Source organism: Candidatus Binatia bacterium (genome assembly GCA_036563615.1).
GTDB lineage: Bacteria > Desulfobacterota > Binatia > UBA12015 > UBA12015 > DATCMB01.
Genome location: DATCMB010000013.1, coordinates 1 through 19,980, shown reverse-complemented (window position 1 = coordinate 19,980; position 19,980 = coordinate 1). Strand labels below are relative to the sequence as shown.

13 protein-coding genes are annotated in these 19,980 nt (G+C 72.0%); 4 read left to right on the top strand and 9 right to left on the bottom strand.

Annotated elements, in window-relative coordinates:
• Position 1 precedes the first annotated feature (1 nt).
• Genes VIS07_09845 through VIS07_09835 form a run of 3 tightly spaced genes read right to left on the bottom strand, consistent with a single transcriptional unit; the run spans position 2 to position 5,819 of the window.
• A complete protein-coding gene (locus VIS07_09845; protein ID HEY8515800.1) occupies positions 2 to 3,136 on the bottom strand; it encodes a multidrug efflux RND transporter permease subunit in 3,135 nt (1,044 codons plus the stop codon).
• Positions 3,133 to 4,347, bottom strand: coding sequence for an efflux RND transporter periplasmic adaptor subunit (locus tag VIS07_09840; GenBank protein HEY8515799.1), 1,215 nt, complete (start codon positions 4,345 to 4,347; stop codon positions 3,133 to 3,135). The genes VIS07_09845 and VIS07_09840 overlap by 4 nt, the downstream gene beginning before the upstream one ends.
• Positions 4,344 to 5,819 carry an efflux transporter outer membrane subunit gene (locus VIS07_09835; protein ID HEY8515798.1) on the bottom strand — a complete coding sequence of 492 codons (1,476 nt, stop codon included), beginning with the start codon at positions 5,817 to 5,819 and terminating at the stop codon, positions 4,344 to 4,346. Before VIS07_09835 ends, VIS07_09840 begins: the two co-directional genes overlap by 4 nt.
• A 55-nt stretch (positions 5,820 to 5,874) precedes the next feature.
• On the opposite strand from VIS07_09835, the gene VIS07_09830 reads away from it, so the two are divergent.
• A complete protein-coding gene (locus VIS07_09830; GenBank protein ID HEY8515797.1) occupies positions 5,875 to 6,669 on the top strand; it encodes a TetR/AcrR family transcriptional regulator in 795 nt (264 codons plus the stop codon).
• On the opposite strand, the gene VIS07_09825 is transcribed toward VIS07_09830, so the two are convergent.
• Both VIS07_09825 and VIS07_09820 read right to left on the bottom strand, forming a co-directional pair.
• Positions 6,575 to 8,182, bottom strand: coding sequence for an amidase family protein (locus VIS07_09825; protein ID HEY8515796.1), 1,608 nt, complete (start codon positions 8,180 to 8,182; stop codon positions 6,575 to 6,577). The genes VIS07_09830 and VIS07_09825 overlap by 95 nt on opposite strands.
• Positions 8,183 to 8,306: 124 nt before the next feature.
• A complete protein-coding gene (locus VIS07_09820) occupies positions 8,307 to 9,851 on the bottom strand; it encodes a hypothetical protein (protein HEY8515795.1) in 1,545 nt (514 codons plus the stop codon).
• A gap of 37 nt (positions 9,852 to 9,888) precedes the next feature.
• Between VIS07_09820 and VIS07_09815 the strand changes: the two genes are divergently transcribed.
• Entirely contained in the window at positions 9,889 to 11,235 is a 1,347-nt protein-coding gene (locus tag VIS07_09815; GenBank protein HEY8515794.1) for an aryl-sulfate sulfotransferase, read from the top strand.
• A gap of 54 nt (positions 11,236 to 11,289) precedes the next feature.
• Here the strand turns inward: VIS07_09815 and VIS07_09810 are convergent, their stop codons facing one another.
• From VIS07_09810 to VIS07_09795, 4 genes are read right to left on the bottom strand one after another with little or no spacing between them, the layout of a single operon-like run.
• On the bottom strand, positions 11,290 to 12,708 hold the full coding sequence (locus VIS07_09810; protein ID HEY8515793.1) for a sulfatase: 1,419 nt from the start codon (positions 12,706 to 12,708) through the stop codon (positions 11,290 to 11,292).
• Complete coding sequence (locus tag VIS07_09805; GenBank protein HEY8515792.1) at positions 12,708 to 15,236, bottom strand: hypothetical protein; 2,529 nt, start codon at positions 15,234 to 15,236, stop codon at positions 12,708 to 12,710. Before VIS07_09805 ends, VIS07_09810 begins: the two co-directional genes overlap by 1 nt.
• Before the next feature lie 22 nt (positions 15,237 to 15,258).
• Positions 15,259 to 16,689: a sulfatase gene (locus tag VIS07_09800; protein HEY8515791.1), complete on the bottom strand. Its 1,431-nt coding sequence runs from the start codon at positions 16,687 to 16,689 to the stop codon at positions 15,259 to 15,261.
• Complete coding sequence (locus VIS07_09795) at positions 16,686 to 17,984, bottom strand: sulfatase (GenBank protein ID HEY8515790.1); 1,299 nt, start codon at positions 17,982 to 17,984, stop codon at positions 16,686 to 16,688. Before VIS07_09795 ends, VIS07_09800 begins: the two co-directional genes overlap by 4 nt.
• Here VIS07_09795 and VIS07_09790 point away from each other — a divergent pair.
• Positions 17,971 to 18,240, top strand: coding sequence for a hypothetical protein (locus VIS07_09790; GenBank protein ID HEY8515789.1), 270 nt, complete (start codon positions 17,971 to 17,973; stop codon positions 18,238 to 18,240). The two genes, VIS07_09795 and VIS07_09790, sit on opposite strands and share 14 nt — an antisense overlap.
• Positions 18,241 to 18,384: 144 nt before the next feature.
• Positions 18,385 to 19,548, top strand: a complete 1,164-nt coding sequence (locus tag VIS07_09785) for a steroid 3-ketoacyl-CoA thiolase (protein ID HEY8515788.1) — start codon at positions 18,385 to 18,387, stop codon at positions 19,546 to 19,548.
• Positions 19,549 to 19,980: the final 432 nt, after the last annotated feature.

The window sequence follows — 19,980 nt, the reverse complement described above, 5'->3', positions numbered from 1 at the left end:
CTCAGTGCAGGCTGCGCCCGAAGCGGCGCAGCGTGACGTAGAACACCGGCGTCAAGAACAAGCCGAGGATCGTCACGCCGAGCATGCCGCTGAACACCGCGGTGCCGAGCGCGCGCCGCATCTCGGCGCCCGGACCGAGCGCGCGGACCAGCGGCACGACGCCCAGGATGAACGCGAACGAGGTCATCAGGATCGGCCGCAGACGCAGGCGGCAGGCCTCGATCGCGGCGGTGAAGCGGTCCTTGCCTTCCTCTTCCGCCTGCTTCGCGAACTCGACGATCAGCACCGCGTTCTTCGCCGCGAGACCGATCAGGACGACGAAGCCGATCTGCGTGATCAGGTTGTTGTCCATTCCCGCGAGCACCGTGCCGGCGAGCGCGAACGGCAGACACATCGGAGCGATCATGATGATCGCGAGCGGCAGCAGCCAGCTCTCGTACTCGGCCGCGTGCACCAGGAAGACGAACAGCACGCAGAGCGGGAAGATGAACAGCGCCGTGTTGCCGGCGAGCTTCGCCTGGTAGGCGATGTCCGTCCACTCGATCGCCATGCCCTCGGGCAGGATCTGCTGCGCGAGCTGCTCCATGATCGACATCGCCGTGCCCTGGCTCTCGCCGGGCGCGGCGTCGCCGTTGACCTCGGCGGCGGGGAACATGTTGTAGCGCACGACGCGATCGGGGCCGCTGCGCGACTCGATGTTGAGCACGGAGCCGAGCGGCACCATCTCACCCGCGGTGTTGCGGGTGCGCAGCTGCATGATGTCCTCGGGCAGGTCGCGGAAGCTGCTCTCCGCCTGCGCGCGCACCTGGAAGGTGCGGCCGAAGCGGTTGAAGTCGTTGACGTACACCGAGCCCAGGTAGACCTGCAGCGTGTCGAACACGTTGCCGAGCGGGACGTCGAGCTTGTTTGCCTTGACGCGGTCGATGTCGGCGTAGAGCTGCGGCGTCGCCGAGCGGAACGGCGTGAACACGCCGACGAGCCGCGAATCGGCGCGCGCGGCGTCGACGTAGGCGTCGGTCGCTTCCTGCAGGGCGTCGAGGCCGCGGCCGCCGCGGTCCTGGACGTAGAGCTTGAAGCCACCCGACGTGCCGAGGCCGCGCACCGGCGGCGGCGCGATGACGAAGATGTCGGCGTCGGTGATCTCGCCGAGCCGCTCCTGCAGCGTCTGGCGGATCTCGTCGGCCGTCGGACCGTGCTTGGCGCGCTCCTCGAACGGCGCCTGGCTGACGAAGATCGCCGCCGCGTTCGACGCATTGGCGCGCGTCGCGCCGGAGAAGCCGGCGAAGGCGACCGCATTGTTGACGCCGGGCGTGTCGAGGATGATCTCGCTCGCGCGGCGCACGACGGCGTCGGTGCGCGAGAGCGACGCGCCGTCGGGAAGCTGGATCGCGACGATGAGGTAGCCCGCGTCCTGCGGCGGGATGAAGCCGGTCGGCACGCGCGAGAAGCCGATCGCGGTCGCGACCAGCAGCAGCGCGTAGACGGCGAAGCCGATCACGGAGCGCCGCACGAGCCAGCCGACTGCGCGCGCGTAGCCGTGCGTCATGCGCTCGAAGCCGGCGTTGAAGGCGGCGAAGAAGCGGCCGAGCACGCGGTCCCAGAGGCGCGAGAACCAGTCGCGACGCTCGCCGTGCGGCTTGAGCAGCAGCGCGCAGAGCGCCGGGCTCAGCGTCAGCGAGTTGAACGCCGACAGCATCGTCGACACCGCGATGGTGAGCGCGAACTGGCGGTAGAACTGACCCGAGATGCCGCTGATGAACGCGGTCGGCACGAACACCGCCGAGAGACCGAACGCGATCGCGATCACCGCGCCGGTCACCTCGTCCATGGCTTTACGCGCCGCTTCGCGCGGCGGCAGCCCGGCGGCGATGTGCCGCTCGACGTTCTCGACGACGACGATCGCGTCGTCGACCACGATGCCGATCGCGAGCACGAGGCCGAACAGCGACAGCATGTTCAGCGAGAAGCCGAGCACCGCCATGACGGCGAACGTGCCGATCAGCGACACCGGGATCGCGAGCAGCGGGATGACGCTCGCACGCCAGGACTGCAGGAAGACCAGCACGACCAGGACGACGAGACCGACCGCCTCCCACAGCGTATCGATCACCGCGTTCACCGACTCGCGCACGAAGACCGTCGGGTTGTAGACGATCCGGTACTCGAGCCCCGGCGGGAAGCTCTTCGAGAGCTCGTCCATCTTCGCCTGCACGGCGTCGGCGGTCGCGAGCGCGTTCGAGCCCGGACGCTGCAGGATCGCCATCGCGACCGCAGGCTGGTTGTCGAGGTAGCTGTTGACGCCGTAGTCGCGCGCGCCGAGCTCGATGCGCGCGACGTCGCGCAGGCGCGTGATGCGTCCGTCCTCGCCGCGCTTGATGACCACGTTCTCGAATTGCTCGGGCTCGAGCAGACGTCCGAGCGTGGTCACCGGGAGCTGGAACGCGACCTCCTTGCCGACCGGCGGCTGGCCGATGATGCCGGACGCGACCTGCACGTTCTGCTCGCGCAGCGCCTGCACGACGTCGCTCGTCGCCAGGTTGCGTGCGGCGAGGCGCTCGGGGTCGAGCCAGACGCGCATGCTGTACTCGCGCAGGCCGAACAGGCTGACCTCGCCGACGCCGTCGATGCGCGCGAGCTGATCGCGCAGCTGAATGAGCGCGTAGTTGCCGATGTAGAGCTGGTCGTAGCGCTCGTCGGGCGACAGCAGGTGCACGACCATCAGCAGGTCGGGCGAGCTCTTGAGCGTCGTGACGCCGATGCGGCGCACCTCCTCGGGGAGGCGCGGCTCGGCGGTCGCGACGCGGTTCTGCACGAGCACCTGCGCCTTGTCGAGGTCGGTGCCGAGCTTGAAGGTGATGGTCAGCGTCATCTGACCATCGGTCGTGCTCTGCGAGGACATGTAGAGCATGTCCTCGACGCCGTTGACCTCCTGCTCGATCGGCGTCGCGACGGTCTCCGCGATCACCTCGGGCGGCGCGCCGGGGTACGACGCGCGCACGACGATCGTCGGCGGCACCACCTCGGGGTACTGTGCGACCGGCAGCGCGTTGTACGAGAGCGCGCCGAGGATGACGATGACGATCGACAGGACCGCCGCGAAGATCGGGCGGTCGATGAAGAAGTGCGAGATTCTCACTTCCCGTCCTCGACGAACGCGGGCGGCGAGGTCGCCGGACCGTTCGGCTGTCCCTGCGCGACCGTGGTGAGCGTCCTCTCCTCGGGCTCGACCGGCGCGCCCGGCCGGACGCGCTGCACGCCGCTCACGACGACGCGGTCGGTCGGCAGCAGACCTTCGCGGACGATGCGCATGCCGTCGAACATCGAGCCCAGCGCGACGGGCCGGCTGTGCGCGACGTTCTGGTCGTCGACGACGTAGACCATCTTGCGCGCCTGGTCGCTGACCACCGCCTCGTCCGGGATGAGCAGCGCGCGGTAGCGTCCGCGTCCTGGCAGACGCAGACGCGCGAACAGGCCAGGCGTGAACTGCCCGTAGGGATTCTCGACCACGGCGCGGAAGATCATCGTGCCGGTGCCGGCGTCGAGCTGGTTGTCGACGAAGTCGATGTAGCCCGTGTGCGGGAACGACTCCTCGTCGGCGAGCGCGATCTCGACCGGGACGCGCGCGTCGCGCCAGTTCGGCCGCTCGCCGAGCTGCGCGAGCCGCTGGTACTTGAGGAAGGCGCGCTCGTCGGCGTCGAAGTAGACGTACATCGGGTCGAGCGACACGACCGTGGTGAGCAGCGTGCCCTGCGTGCCGGAGCCGCCGTTCACCAGGTTGCCCTCGGTGACGAGCTTGCGTCCGACGCGGCCCGAGATCGGCGCGCGCACCTTCGTGAACTCGACGTCGAGCTTCGCCGCGTCGACCGCGGCCTGCGCGGCGAGCACCGCCGCTTCTGCTTGACGCGCTTCCGCGGCGCGCGTGTCGGCCTCCTCGCGCGAGATCGCGTTGCGCGCGACCAGGCTGTCGGCGCGCTCGAGGCGCTTGCGCGCGAGGTCGAGGCGCGCTTTCGCGACCGCGAGATCGCCCTCGGCGCGCCGCAGGATCGCCTCGTAGGGGCGCGGGTCGATGGTGAAGAGCAGCGTGCCCTCCTCGACGGTGGCGCCGTCGGTGAAGTGCACCTTCTCGAGGTAGCCGCCGACGCGCGGCCGGATCTCGACGTAGTCGGTGGCCTCGAAGCGCGCCGTGTACTCGTCCCACTCGGTGACCTCGCGGTCGAGTGGGTGCGCGACCACGACCTTGGGCGGCGGTGGCGGCGGAGGGGGCGGCGGGCTGCACGCGGCGGCGATGAGCAGCGTCGCGGCCGCGAGCGCTGCGACGAGCCGGTTGCTGGTGATCGAGCTCCTCATGCGTGACCTGCTTCCTCGGGCCGTCCGTGCGCCTGCTGCGGTCCCTCCTCCACCGGCGGCTCCATCGCGGCCCAGCCTCCGCCGAGCGCGCGGTAGAGCTGCACCAGGCTCTGCACCAGCGCGCCGTCGACGCGAGCGAGCTGATCCTCGAACTGCAGCACGGTGCGCTGCGCGTCGAGGACGTTCTGGAAATCCACGAGCCCGTCCTTGTAGAGCGCGGTCGAGAGCTCGAGAGAGAGGTTCGCCGCGTCGACCGCGTCGAGCGTCGCCTCGCGCTCGTCGCGCAGCCGCGCGAACGCAACCAGCGCGTTCTCGACCTCCTCGAACGCGAGCAGGATCGTCTGCTCGTAGCGGGCGAGCGCTTGCGCGGTGCGCGCTTCCTCGGCGCCGATCAGCGAGCGGATGCGTCCGGCGTCGAACACCGGCCACGTCACCGATGGGCCCACCGAGTAGGACCGACTCGGACCTTGGAAGAGGTCGGCCGCCTTGGTCGCGTCGAAGCCGAACTGGCCGAGCAGCGTGAGGCGCGGGTAGAGCTCCGCGGTCGCGACGCCGATGCGCGCCGTCTGCGCCGCGAGCTCGCGCTCGGCGCGGCGCACGTCGGGGCGCTGGCGCACGACGTCGGCCGGCAGCGAGACGGTGAGCGCCGCCGGCGGCGGCGGGATCGGCGCGGGCTGCGCGAGCTCCTCCGCGATCGCGCCCGGGTTCTCGCCGAGCAGCACGCTCAGCCGGTTGAACTGCTGCGCGAGCGCGGACTCGAACGGCGGGATGATCGTGCGCGTGCTCGCGTAGACGCTCTCTGCCTGCGCCACATCGAGTGACGACGCGATGCCGCCCTCGAAGCGCACCCGCGTCAGCTCGACGATCTGGCGCTGCGACTCGAGGTTCTTGCGCGCGACCGCCAGACGCTGCTGCAGCGTGCGCGCGTCGAGGTAGGAGCGCGCGACCTCGGCCATCACCGCGACCAGCACCGCGCGCCGGTCCTCGTCGCTCGCTTCCAGGCTCGCGCCCGCCGACTCGACCGAGCGCCGCACGCGCCCCCAGAGATCGACCTCCCAGCCCGCCGACACGCCGATCTGGTAGAGCGTGTCCTCGTCGCCGCCCGGGAAGAGCGCGTTCACGCTCGAGCGCTGGCGAAAGACGTCACCCTGCGCGTCGATCGCGGGGAACAGCGCCGACGCCGTGGCGCCGTAGAGCGCCTGCGCCTCGGCGACGCGCGCCGTCGCCTGCACGAGGTCGAGGTTCGCATGCACCGCGCGCTCCACGAGGCGCGTCAGCTCCGGGTCGCGGAACTGGTCCCACCAGCGTCCGACCGGGGCGCCGGGCTCGAAGGAGACCGGTTCCACGCTCGTGTGCCAGGCGGGCGGCAGAGGCGGCTCCGGGCGGACGTAGTCCGGTCCCACCATGCAGGCGGCCAGAAAGACGGGTGCGAGAGCGATGGTGAGGGGACGGAAAGCGTTGGACGACACCATTCAAAAACGATACGTACTGTCTAGAAACGACTACCCTGTGTCAAGCGAGGGTCAAATGGAGGGAGAGATCACGACGCGGCCGGGCCGTCCGCGGAGCGAAGCGGCGAAACGCGCGATCCTGCGCGCGGCGCTCACGCTGCTGAAGAAGCACGGCGTCGCCGGCGTGACGGCCGAGGCAGTAGCGGAGCGTGCCGGCGTCAGCAAGGCCACGCTCTACCGCTGGTGGCCGTGCGCGGCCGCGGCGGCGATGGACGCGTTCTTCGAGGAGATCAACTCGCGCCTGCCGTCGGTCACGACGGACGCGCCGCTCGAGGACCTGCGCGGTCGCGCGCGCCACGTCGCGCGTCTGCTGGGCGGCGAGCTGGGCGACGCGCTCGCCGAGCTCATCGCCACGACGCACACCGACGCCCGCCTCAAGGAGGTCTTCCAGGAGCGCTATCTGCGCCCGAAGCGCGAGAACCTGCGTCGCGAGGTCGACCGTGCGATCGCGGCGGGCGCGCTGCGCGACGACGTCGATCGCGACGTGATGATCGACGTCATCTGCGGCGCGTATTACTACCGCAAGCTCGTCCGGCACATCGACACGACGCCGCGCACGATGGACGAGATCATGAGCTGCGTGCTCGAGGGCCTCATGCCGCGTGCGGCGCGCGCGCAGCGTCCGACGTCGTCCGCGCGCACGGAGCGCGCCACGTCACGCACGCAGCGCAGGACGCCGCGCACGCAGCGCGCAGCTCAGCCCCAGCGCGCGCGCGTCAGCCGGCTGCGGACGAGCCGAAAGACGGCGGCCGCCGCGCCTGCGTCGCCTGCTCGAAAGCGTACGCGAGGCGAAGGAGCGTCGGCTCGCTGAACGGACGTCCGAGGAACGAGACCCCGATCGGCGCGCCGTCTCGGGTGTAGCCCGCCGGCACGGTGATCTCGGGGAGACCTGCGAGCGAGGCGAGTAGGATCGGGTCGCCGCCGAACGCTTCGCCGAACGCGTACGGCATCGGCGGCGCGCCGACGCAGACGAAGTCCGGATCGATCACGCCCGGCAGCGGCGTCGCGGGGCAGAGCAGCGTGGGAAAGACCAGCGCCTCGACGCCCGCCGCGTCCATCGCGCCGACGACCGCATCGACGAGCCGCGCCCGCAGCGCGAGCGCGTGCGCGCGCTGCTCCGGCGTCACGACGGTCGCGACCGCCGCTTCGAGCTGCGGCAGGTTCTTGACGACGTCGGGGCCGAGCGCGCGCGCCGCACGAAGGATGTCCTCCGCGCTCCGGACCGGCGCGCCCGCGCCGTCGGTCGCGAAGTACGCGTCGACGTCGGGCGCGAACGAGCCGCTGCCGAGCACGACCAGCATCTCGAAGAAGTCGTCCTCGCCGACGACGTGCGGCACCGTGGTCGGATCGACGAGCGTCGCGCCGTGCGCGCCCATCGCCGCGAGGCTCGACGCGAGCGTCGCGTCGACCTCCGGATTGAGCCCGCCGAGCGGGTTGCCGAGCAGCTCGCGCAGCACGCCGAGCCGCGCGCCGCGCAGGCCGTCCGGGTCGAGGAACGGCGTGTAGTCGGTGAAGAAGCGCCCGGCGCTCGCCTCGGTCGCCGGATCGCCCGGGTCGATGCCGGTCATCGCGCCGAGCGCGATCGCGGCGTCCGTCACGGTGCGCGCGAGCGGACCCGGGACGTCGAGGTCGAGCGACGCCGGGACGATCCCCGAGCGGCCGATGAGGCCGAGCGTCGGCTTGATGCCGACCAGCGAGTTGAACGCGGCCGGGATGCGGATCGAGCCCGCGGTGTCGCTGCCGGTCGCGAGCACGGCCATGCCGGCGGCGACCGCGACCGCCGAGCCGCCGCTCGAGCCGCCGGGGATGCGGTTCAGCTTGTACGCGCCGAGCGTCTGGCCGCCGCGCGAGCTGTAGCCCGTCGCGCCGGTCGCGAACTCGTCCATGTTGACCTTGGCGATCGGCAGCGCGCCCGCGGCGCGCAGCTTGGCGATCGAGAGCGCGTCCTCGCGCGCGACGAAGTCGCCCATGGTCAGCGACGCCGCGGTGGTGCGCATGCGGTCGCCGGTTCCATAATTGTCCTTGACGGCGAGCGGCACGCAGTGCAGCGGCCCGACCGGTCCGCGCTCGGCGTAGGCGGCGTCGAGCTCGGCGGCGATCGCGAGCGCGTCGGGGTTGGTCTCGAGAACGGCGTTGAGCGCGGGGCCTGCGTCGTCGAGCGCGGCGATGCGCGCGAGCGACCGGCGGGCGATCTCGACGCAGGTCGTGCGCCCGTCGCGCAGCGCGGCGTGCAGCTCGGCGATCGTCAGCGTCGCGGGATCGAGCGGCGCGGGGGCGTCGCTGCAAGCCGCGAGCACGAGCGCGAGCAGGATCGCGCCCGCCACCGCACGCCCCGTCCCCCGCGACGTCCGTTCGCGCTCCCTCGCCTGCATCCGTGCACCTCCGCGCAGCGAGATTCGGCAGCTCACGGCGGCGTCTTTAACGAAAGAAAGGGCCGCCGTGCGCGCTCTAGAACCGTGCGTGGGCGTCGCCTGCGGCGCTGCCCGCGCCGTCGTGCGGGCGTGCGTCGCGCCGGCGCAGGAGGACGATCTCGTACTCGCCCTCGTCGGCGCGCAGCACGAGGCGCTCGAAGCCGCGGTTGCGCTCGAGCTCGCGCTCGATCGGCTTGGTCGGACACGCGACCGCGTCCGGATCGGCCGCGGTGATCATGCGGATCAGCGTCGCGCGCGAGATCTCCGGCGAGGTGCCGCGGAAGTAGTCGTGCGAGGCGCGGTTCCAGAACGCGATCGGCAGCAGGTTCGTGCGTCCCGTCAAGTAGAGCTGCTCCGAGCAGTTGACGATGAGCAGGCGCAGCCCGCGGGTCTCCTCGTCGAGCTTGCGCGCGACGCTCACTTGATCCGCGAGCGCCGTCGCGCCGCGCGTGATCTCGTGCGGGAACGCGATGTCGAGGCGCGGGCGTCCGATGCGCAGCGCGACGAGCGCGACGAGCACGGTCGCGACCGCGACGGCGCGCGACGCGGCGGGCCGGGTCACGAGCCGCTGCTGCACGGCGGTGTAGAGCAGGCCGAGCGCCGCGCCGGCGAACACCGAGAGGCTCGCGAGCAGCGCGAACAGATCGCCGAACGCCTGGAAGTCCGTCAGCGTGAAGGCGACGATGCCGGCGCCGAAGACGCCGATCACGAGCGCGAGCCGCTGCGTCGGACGTCCGCGGTTGCGCCACACGACGAGCGGAAACAGCAGCAAGCCGAGCAGGCCGAGGACGACCAGCCACTCGTGGCCGGGGCACCCGCGCTCGACCAGCTCGGCGATCTGGGCGACGCGGTCGGGGAGCGTCTTGCGCGCGAGCGCGCTCGAGCCGCGCGCGAGCGAGGTCGAGACCACCTGCTCGTACGTCGTCACGAGCGCGCCGTGCCAGGCGAGCCAGCCGGCGACCAGCGCGAGCATCCCGGCGCCGCCGGCGACCGTGCGCACGACGGCGCGCGTGCGCTCCTCGCGCTCGGCGAGCGATGCGACGAACACCGCGACGCCCACGAGCGCGCCGATCTGCCAGTCGAAGAACGCGAGCGCGCCGCACGCGCCGGCGACGAGCCAGGCGCCGCGCGCGGCGAGCAGCGCCGCGGCGCAGGCGAGGACCATCATCAGCAGCTTCGGCAGCGGACCGATCGACGGCAGGAAGCCGAGCAGCGAGAAGCCGAGGTAGCACGCGAGGCCCAGCAGCCCGGCGACGCACGAGCCATCGAACAGCCGGCGCAGGATCGCGAACACGAGCAGCGCCGCGAGACCGGTGAGCGCGAGGTAGCCGACGCGCATCGCCAGCAGCGGCTCGACGCCGAGCGCGCGTCCGACGAGGTCGAACGCCGCGCCCGCCATCGCCGCGAGCTGCGTCTTGTTGTCGAAGTAGTCGCGGTGCGGGATCGCGCCGTCGACGATCCGCTCGGCGAAGTAGACGTAGTAACGGACGTCGGTGACGATCGGCTGCCGCGTCGGCTCGAAGCGCGCCAGGTGCACGACGGCCAGCAGCACGGCGAGCAGCAGGCAACGGTTGATCCGCAAGGGGCCAATCCATAGTGCAACGCGGCTGGGCGTGCCAATGCGAGGCTTCCTCCGCACCGCCATCGTCGCCGCGTGCGCCACGGCGCTCGCTCCGTTCGCCGTCCTCGCGGACGAGCAGGCCGCCGGCGGGGACGCCAAGGCGCCGCCGGCGAGCGCGGCGCGCGCGCCCGAGCCGTCGCGTGCGGAGATCGAGCGGCTGCAGGCGCTCGGCTACGTCGACGTCACCCAGGAGCCGCTCGACCCCGCGCGCTCGGGCGTCGTGCTGTACGACCGCGCGCGCTCGCAGCCGGGCTACAACTACTTCACCAACGCGCACCTCTGCTCGGCGCAGCTCATCGACGCCGAGGGCCACGTGCTGCGCACCTGGGCGCTCGAGCCATGTCACCGCTGGGACAACTCGAGCTTCACGCCCGACGGCGACGTGCTGGTGATCGGCCGCGAGCTGCCGCCCGGCGGGGGACGGCCCTGGTCCGCCGGTCGCTACGTGGCGCGTCTCGGCTTCGACGGCCGCGTCGTGTGGCGGCGTCCGCTCGGCGCGCACCACGACATCCAGTGGACGCCGCGCGGCGAGATCGCGGTCCTGACCTCGACCTTCCGCCGCGTGCCCGAGCTCGACGAGGCGCGCGACCTGAAGGACGACTCGCTGACGCTGCTCTCACCCGACGGCGAGGTGCGCGCGTCGGCGTCACTCTACGAGCTCCTGAAGACCGCGCCGCGCGAGCAGTTCAAGCTGCGCGGCCGCAAGCGCGGCAAGCGCCACCTCGACCTGCTGCACGCGAACTCCGTCTTCTGGATGCAGGATCCGAAGCTCGCCGCGCGCGACCCGCTCTACGCGCCGCAGAACGTCGTCGTCACGATCCGCCACCAGGACGCGGTGGTGGTGATCGACTGGGACGCGAGGAAGGTCGTGTGGGCGTGGGGACAGAGCGAGCTCTCCGGTCCGCACGACGCGGTGGTGCTGCCGAGCGGCAACTTCCTCGTGTTCGACAACGGGCTCGGCCGCGGCTGGTCGCGCGTCGTCGAGCTCGACCCGAAGACGCGCAAGATCGTCTGGCAGTACCGCGCCCCCGAGCCAGAGACGTTCTACACCCAGACCCGCGGCGCCAATCAGCGGCTCGCGAACGGCAACACGCTGGTCGCGCAGTCGGACAGCGGGCGCGCGTTCGAGGTGACGCCGGACGGGGAGATGGTGTGGGAGTTCCTGAACCCGAACGGTCGCGACGGAAAGCGCGCCGCGCTGGTGCGCATGCGGCGGCTCGAGCCGCGCGTGGTCGACGCGTGGATGGCCGCGGCCGCGGCGTCGGGGAAGGGCGAGGGCGCGGAGAAGGGCGAGGGCGCGGAGAAGGGCGCCGCGGGAACGTCGGCCGCGGGCGGCACGCCGTGAGCGCCGCGCGCTGAGCGGCGTCTCGCGCGCAGACGCGCGCCGCTTTCGCGCCGCCTACTGCACGTACCCGAGCGCGCGCAGCGTCTCGCGCAGGCGCGGGTCGATCGTGCCCGGCTCGAGCACGCGCAGCGGCGTCTCCGCGAGCTTCGCGTCGAGCCGCTTCTCGAGCTCGGCCGTGCGCGCGGCGTCTTGCGTCGCGAGGTTCGTGCTCTCGGCCGGGTCGGAGGGCAGGTCGTAGAGCTCGAGCACGCCCGGCTCGCGGATCAGCTTCCAGCGCTCGCCGCGCAGCGCAGCGCCGCGCCGCTCGATCGCCGGCGGGCGCGTCGGCATGCCCGCGACCGAGAGGATGCGGTCCTGCTTGCGCCTGCGTCGGCTCGCGCTGCCCTGCGGGTAGAGCGGGTGCTCGATCAGCGCGAACGCTTCGGGGCCGCCGCGCTCGGCGGGCGCGGGCGGCGTCGGCAGGAGCGCGCGGCCGCGGAAGGCGTCCGGCACGTCGACGCCGGCGAGCGCGAGGATCGTCGGCGCGACGTCGAGGTGCTGGACCTGCGCCACGACCCGCGTGCCGGGCGCGATCCGTGCCGGATAGCGCACGATCAGCGGAACCTTCGCAGCACCCTCGTACAGGCAGTCGGAGTGCTCGAAGAACACGCCGTGGTCGAAGCACTCGCCGTGATCCGCGGTGAAGAGCACGATGGTGTCGTCGAGCAACTCGAGGCGCGTCAGACGGTCGAGCACCTGGCCCACCCAGTGGTCGACGTACGCCACCTCGCCCGCGTAGAGCTCGAGCGCGCGCTCGAGCACGCTCGCCGGCACGTCGCCGCCGTTCTGCTCCGCGGTCGCGAGGAGGCTGCGCCACGAGACGCGCGCCGGGCCCTCGTCGCTGACGTATTCGGGAGGCGGCGCGTAGGGCAGGTGCGGGTCGAAGAGGTGCAGCCAGACGAAGAACGGACGCGCGCGATCGTGCGCCTCGATCCAGTCGAGCGCCGGCGGCGCGACGCCATCGGCCGGCAGGTGGTGCGCTTCGGGCGCGACGTAGGTCGCGAAGCCCTGCGCGAGGCCGGAGTGCTGATCGAGGAGACGCACCGGCGTGAAGGCCGCCGTCGTCCAGCCCGCGGCGGCGAACGTCTCGGCGAGGGTCTGCGCGTCCTCGGGTAGCGCGAGCGAGTTGTTCACGACGCCGTGCTCGCGCGGCAGCAGCGAGGTGTGGATCGTCGACAGCGACGGGCGCGTCATCGGCATCGGGCACGCCGCGTTCTCGAACAGCACGCCCTCGGCCGCGAGGCGATCGATGTTCGGCGTCGCGACGCGCGTGCCGCCGTAGCAGCCGAGGTGGTCGGCGCGCAGCGTGTCGATGGTGAACAGCAGCACGCTGGGCGGCGCGCTGCGCTGCGCGGGTCCGCGCCGCGCGACGCCGAGCGCGAGCGCGACGACGCCCACGACCACCAGCAGCACGACGACGAGGGGCCTACGCATCAAGCACTCCGAATCCTGCGCGGGCGCAGCACGAGCGCCGCGGCGAGCAGCGAGACGACCGTGACCGCGACGCCGAGGTGGAAGGAGCGCGGCACGTAGACCATCTCGACCTCGTGCTCGCCCGCCGGCAGCACGACCCCGCGAAATGCGGTATTGACGAGCAGCGTCGGGGCGACCTCGCCGTCGATCCGCGTCTGCCAGCCCGGGTAGAAGACCTCGCTCGACACCAGCACCGCGGGCTGCGGCGCCGTGACGCGGAGCCGGACCGCGTGCGCGCTCCGGTCCTCGACGCGAACGCGCGTCGCGCCCGAGCTCGCAGCACCCGCCGGCGACGGCGGCAGCGTCACGTCGTCCTCGGCGCGCAGCAGCACGCGCCGCGACGGATCGAAGCTCGGCGACAGCAGCCGCGCGCGTCCTTCCTCCGGCGTCGCGTAGCGCTCGATCTGCTCGACGAGGAAGAAGCGCGGCAGCGTGCGCGGGTTCGCATACAGCGTGACGCCGTCCTCGCTCGCGAGCGGCTCGTAGGGCGGCGGCAGCTCGACGTTCGCCAGCACGAGGCCGACGTTCAGCAGGTCGAGCAGCCTGGTCGACGCGACCTCCGCGTCGCGAAAGGCGCGGAAGTACTTGCTCCGGGCCACGGCTTGCGGGTCCGCGGTGGCGATCAGGTCGAGGTAGCCGCCGACGCCGGCCGCGCTCGCGCCGTGGATGTCGTCGACGCCGAGCTGCTGCAGGGTGTTGGCCGGCAGCGCCTGGCGCAGCCCGACGAGGATGCGCGCGACGCGCACGCCGCCCCGCGCCTCGTTCGCGCGCAGCAGCGCCTGCTCGAACGCCGTCGTGCCGAACTCGGGGCGCACCTGCATGGGGTTGAAGCGCCAGCCGAAGAGCAGGAGCGGCACGACGAGCAGCGTCGTCCAGCAGGCGAGCTGCACGGCGCGCGGCAGCCGACGCGCAGCGAGCACGAGCGCGCCGCAGGCGAGCGCGAGCACGGCGGTGGCGATCGTCTGCGGCCGGAGCGCCGGAGCATGGAGCGCCCAGCGCGCGCGCGCCTCGGCGAGCCAGGTCGCGAGCTCGGCGCGGGCCTGCGGGTCCACGACGCGCGTCGCGACCGGCCAGGCGACCATCATTCCGAGGACCAGCAGCACGGCGAGCGCTTGCCAGCGCGTGCGCCGCCTCTGCGCGGCGTCGTGCGCAGCGGCGTCGTCGCCCGCGAGCGCCGCGAAGCCGTACGCGGCGAGCAGCGCGACGGCGCTCATGTAGAGGAAGACCACGCGGTCGGGACGCGAGTGCCGAAAGCCCGGGATCGTGAAGTAGGCGAGGTCGAGGAGCGGTCCGCCGAGCAGGATGCCGAGGCTCGCGATCGCGACCGCGGCGAGGAACAGCACCGCACGCCGCCGCGAGGAGCGCGCGACCGCGACCGCGGCGAGCACCGGCGGCACGAGCCCGGTGTAGAGGTTCTGTCCGCAGTAGTTGAGCACCCAGCCGCGCTCGTCGTCGGCGATGCCGTCGACCAGGTGCGCGAGTTCGGCGAACCAGTAGTTGGTCTCGTTCGGGTGGCCGAAGACGTCGGGCACGATCGCCTGCAGGAGCCCGGTGAACGGCAGCGTCGAGCGCCGGTAGACCTCGAGCGGCTCGGCGCCGCGCGCCGAGCTCCCCATCAGCTCGAGGAAGGGCACCACCTGGAAGCCCGCGACGCCGACGCCGAGCACGACCAGCACGGCCATCGCGCCCACCGCGTGGGCGAGGCGCGCGACCCGGCGCTCGCCCGCCGTCGCCAGCACCTCGACGACGAGGAAGGCGCCGGTCATCGTCAAGCACAGCGAGGTGATCTGCGGATGGCCGCCGAGCACGCTCAGCGTCACCGCGATCAGCAGCGGCCAGCCCGCGCGGATCTCGCCGCTGCGCGCGAGCCGCAGCGCGCCGAGCAGCATCAGCGGCAGCCAGGTGCCGCTGAAGACGTAGCTCGGCGCGCTGATGCGGACGAGGAACATGCCGTTCAGCTCGAACGCCGCGGCGCCGACGAACGCCGGCGCGTCCGCGAGCCCCTGCGCGCGCAGGAACGCGAACGTCAAGCATCCCGCGAGCGCCAGGTGCAGCAGGATGCTGAAGCCCATCCCCGAGATCGGCTCGATCAGGTCGAAGAGCGCGCTCAGCGGGTAGAGCGCGTTGTTCTGGATGAGCGCGTAGTGCGGGTAGCCTGCGAAGACGTGCGGGTTCCAGAACGGGATCTCCCCCGCGCGCAGCATCTCGCCGTTGTAGACCCGCGCCGGCAGGGTGAAGATCAGCGTGTCCATCATGAGCCCGTTGCTCGGCACGGCGGCGGCTTCCGGGCTCACGTCGCCGATCCACGGCGCGACGGTGGCGGGATTGGTCGGCAGCAGGATGCGGCCAAGGAGCAGCAGCTCCCAGCCGAAGATCGCCGCCAGCAGGAAGAAGCCCGCGTAGGGCCAGCGCGCGCGGCGTCCGGCCGCCGTCCCGGCGGCAGCGCCCGGCGCGGCGGCGGACGCGGGGAAGCCGGCGGCGACGGTCATCGACGGCAGCGGCGCCCGGGCCTCACTCGACGTAGCCGAGGGCGCGCAGCGCCGCGGCGTGGTCGGCGCTCGGCGGCGGCGGCTCGGCACGCGCGACGTTGCGCTCGCCCACCGCCGCGTCGAGCCCGGCGCGCAGCTCGGCGAGCGACACGGGCGGCTGCGCGATCAGGTTGCGCGTCTCGCCGGGGTCGGTGCGGTGGTCGTAGAGCTCCTCGCTACCGTCTTTGGTATTGACGATGTAGCGCAGCGGCCCTTTGCGGACGCTGAACTGCGTGCCGACGTTCTTCTCGAGGTTGTCGGTGCCGTAGCCGCCGAGCGAGTACATCGGCGCGTCGGGCTGCGGCTCGGCGGTGAGCAGGTTGCGGCCGCGGAAGGTCTCCGGCGCGGGCACGCCGAGCAGCGCGAGCAGCGTCGGCGCGACGTCGAGCGACGACACCGGTTGATCGCGGTCGACGCGCGCGAGGCGCTGCTCCCCGGGCTCGCGGATGACGAGCGGGATGCGCACCGTCTCCTCGTACGTGATCGCGCCGTGCGAGAAGTAGCGCTGGTGGCCGGGCTCGGCGAGCGTCTCGCCGTGGTCGGCGGTGACCGCGATCACGGTGTTGCGATCGAGCCCGCGCTTGCGGAGCTCCTCGAACAGGCGGCCGAGCGCGCCGTCCATGTAGCGGATCTCGGCATCGTAGCGCGCGACGTAGTAGTCGGCGTCGGTGCGGCCGTCGAGCACCTGGTAGCGCGGGATCTTGTAGTGCTCCCAGTCGGTCGTGCCGATCGGGATCTGCTTGCCGATCTTGCCGTAGTGCGCGTCGCCGACGTAGCGGTCGGGGTCGACCGGCGCGGCGTACGGACCGTGCGGGTCGATCAGGTGCAGCCAGAAGAAGAACGGCTTGTCCTTCGGCCGCGCATCGAGCGCCGCGAGCGCCGCGTCGACGGTCTGCTCGGCGGGACGCTCGTAGCGCGTCCTTCGGTTTGGCTCGGGCGTCGTGAGCTCGTCGTCGAAGTGGTCGAAGTGGTGCTGCACCTTCGACTTGCGGCTCATGACGAAGCTCGAGACGAAGCCCGCGGTGTACCAGCCGCGCTCGCCGAGCGCGCGCATCAGCGACGGCTTGTCGGGAAACGGCTGGCTGTTCGCGGTCACGCCGTGCTCGCGCGGCGGCAGCGACGTGAACAGCGACGCGTGCGCGGCGCCGGTGGTCGCCGAGTGCGAGTAGACGCGCGAGAACCAGACTCCTTCCTTGGCGAGGCGGTCGAGGTTCGGCGAGGTGTCGCGCGGGTAGCCGGCGAAGCCCAGGTGGTCGGCACGCAGCGTGTCGACCGTGACGAAGATCAGGTTGAGACGCTCGCTCTTCGCAGCGTCCGCAGCCGCGGTGGCCTCGGACCCGGCCGGCGCCGGGCGCACCGCCACGGCGAGCGTCGCGAGGACGAGCGCCGCGCACGCCGCGCGCAGCGCCGTCATTGCACGTAGCCCAGCGCCTCGAGGCGCTTTGCGTCCTCCTCCGAGACGCGACGCGGCTGCATCTTGGTCGCGGGCGTCCGGAGCCAGTCGTCGAGCGCGGCCGCGAGCCGCTCGCGCTCGGCGGGCTTCTCCTCCGACAGGTTGCGCTTCTCGCGCGGGTCGCTGACCAGGTCGAAGAGCTCGAAGGTCTTCTCCTCGGGCGCCGCGATGTACTTCCAGCGCCCGACGCGCACCGCGTGCTTGTCGCCGCGCACCGGGACGCCGCGCTCGGCGCGCGACGCGTAGAAGCGGCGCTGCAGGTGGACGCGACGCTCGGGGTCGAGCTTCTCCTTTCCGGTCGCGGCGGCGATCAGGCTCTTGCCCTCGGGCTGGCGGGCCGACGCCGGCAGCGAGCCGCCGGTGACCTCGAGGATCGTCGGCGTCATGTCGGTGAGCTCGATCGGCTCCGCGACCACCTTGCCGCGCGGCAGCTTCGCGGGCCAGCGCATGATGAACGGGATCCGCACCGACTCCTCGTAGATCTGCAGGCCGTGCAGCATCCAGCCGTGGTCCATCAGGCCCTCGCCGTGATCGCCGGCGACGATCACCAGCGTGTCGTCGAGCTTGCCGGCCTGGGCGAGCGTGTCGAGCAGCTTGCCGACCTGCTCGTCGGCGAAGTGGATCTCGGCGTCGTAGGCGGCGATCTCGCGGTCGAGGCCGGTCGGCGGGTTGCCGCGCGGCGGGAAGAGCTTCGCGTGCTCGGGCGGCGGATCGTACGGATTGTGCGGATCGAAGAGGTGGACCCAGACGAAGAACGGCTTCTCGGGCGACGACTCGCGCGCGAGGTAGCCGTTCTCCCGGAGCCACGTCTCGGCGCGCACGCGCGTCAGGTCGCCGCGGCGGCAGAAGTCGCCCTGGATGTTGTGGCCTTCCCAGCGGTGGACGTCCCACTTGCACTCGCCGTCGCGGAAGTTCTCGTCGTAGACCTCGAAGCCGCGCGCGAGGCCGAAGCGCGACGCGACCGCGAACGAGCTCAGGAAGGCTGCGGTGCGGTAGCCGTCGTTGCGCAGGATCTCGGCGAGAAGCGGCAGCTTCTGGTCCACCACGAGGCCGTTCTTGAGCGTGCCGTGCGTGCGCGGCAGGAGGCCCGTGAACATCGTGGTGTGCGACGGCAGCGTCGTCGCCATCGGCGCGTAGGCGACGTCGAAGCGCACGCCGTCGCGCGCCATCTCCTCGAGGCGCGGCGTCGTCGGGCGGTCGTAGCCGTAGGCGGAGGTGTGGTCGGCGCGCGTGGTGTCGAGCGTGATCACCAGCACGCTGGGACGGCTCGTGGCGCCCGCCGCGGCGGTCGTTTGCGACTCGTTCGTCGTCTCCGACCTTGCAGCGGTTGCGGCGTCCGACTTGGCGGCGGTGGCTGCGCCCGGCGCGTCGGCGGGGCGCTCCGGCGCCGCGAGCGAGGCGGCGAGAGAGGCGCCGGCCACGAAGACGGCCAGCGCGAGCGGGAAGCGTCTCGGCATTCTCATCGAAGACTCGCGTCGTGTGGCGTCGATGGCCCGGGCGGCCATTCTCTAACGATCTCGGCGTGGCGGGGAAAGCTGGAATCGTCAGCCCCGGCGCCTCCGTCGGACCGCGCGCGACGCTCGCTGGCGTCGCGGCGGAGCGCACGATAGTCGAGACCGGTGGCGAGGTCGAACCACAGAACATCAGGAGTCGTTCATGCGTGAGGTGTACATCGTCGAAGCCGTGCGGAGCCCGATCGGGCGCAGGAAGGGTGGGCTCTCCGGGCTCCATCCGTCGGATCTTCTCGGTGCGGTGCAGCGCGCGGCGATCGAGCGCGCCGGCATCGACCCCGGCCAGGTAGGACAGGTCGTCGGCGGCTGCGTGTCGCAGGTCGGCGAGCAGTCGTTCAACATCGCGCGCGTCGCCTGGCTCGCGCAGGGCTTCCCGATGGAGGTCGCGGCGACCACGGTCGACAGCCAGTGCGGCTCGTCGCAGCAGGCGACGTCGCTCGCGGCCGGCATGATCGGCGCCGGCATCGAGGACCTCGTGCTCGCCTGCGGCGTCGAGATGATGACCCGCGTGCCGCTCGGCTCGAACATGAAGGGCGGCTCACCGCTCGGTCAGAGCTACATGGACCGCTACGAGCCGACGTCGCAGTTCGAGGGCGCCGAGCGCATCGCCAAGGAGTACGGCATCACGCGCGAGGACACCGACCGCTTCGGCCTGCAGAGCCAGCAGAAGGCGGCGCGCGCGTGGGCCGAGGGCCGCTTCACCCGCGAGGTGGTGCCGATCACCGCGCCGGTGCTGAACGAGGAGGGCAAGGAGACCGGCGAGAAGCGCGTCGTCGAGAAGGACGAGGGCCTGCGCGACACATCGCTCGAGAAGCTCGCGACGCTGAACCCGGTCGTGCCGGGCGGCATCCACACCGCGGGCACCTCGTCGCAGGTGTCGGACGGCGCCGCCGCGGTGCTGCTCGCCTCGCCGGAGAAGGCGAAGGAGCTCGGCCTCAAGCCGCGCGCGCGCATCGTCGCGACGACGTTGGTCGGCGTCGATCCGGTGACGATGCTCAAGGGCCCGATCCCGGCGTCGCGCAAGGTGCTGAAGCAGGCCGGGCTGACGGTCGACCAGATCGACACCTTCGAGGTCAACGAGGCCTTCGCCTCGGTCGTGCTGGCCTGGGAGAAGGAGCTCCAGCCGAACCCCGAGCGCGTCAACCCGAACGGCGGCGCGATCGCGCTCGGCCACCCGACCGGCTCGACCGGCGCGCGCCTGATCACGACCGCGCTGCACGAGCTCGAGCGCACCGGCGGGCGCTACGGGCTGATCGCGATGTGCTGCGGCGGCGGCCTCGGCACCGGAACGATCATCGAGCGGCTCTAAGTCGGCGAGCTCTCAGGGCTTCCGGCAGAGCCCTTTCGGCGGAGCGCACGTGCGCCGTGCGCTCCGCCCCCGCTGCCGGCCTCGACCCCCGCGACGCGCTCGTTCGCGACCGCAGCGTCGCTCCTCTCGGACGCCCACCTCTCGGGCTTCCGCCTCGTTCTGACGCTCCCCGTCGCTCCCTCGATGTCCCGGCCTCTTTCTCGGAGGCATCGTGACGGTGTTTCTTGGACTGACACCGAGGATTTCTAGCTCCTGACGCGCATCCGCGGCCCCTCCGCGGCGCCCTGGCTCGGTGCGCTCCCTTTGACAACCGTTGTCAGACGCGGACCGTGCGCGGGCGAAGGATGGGCGAAGAATTTTGACAGCGGTTGTCAGCTGCAAAATGGGCCACCCAATTTTTGTTGTAGAACTTCCTCAAATCCTTTATCTGAC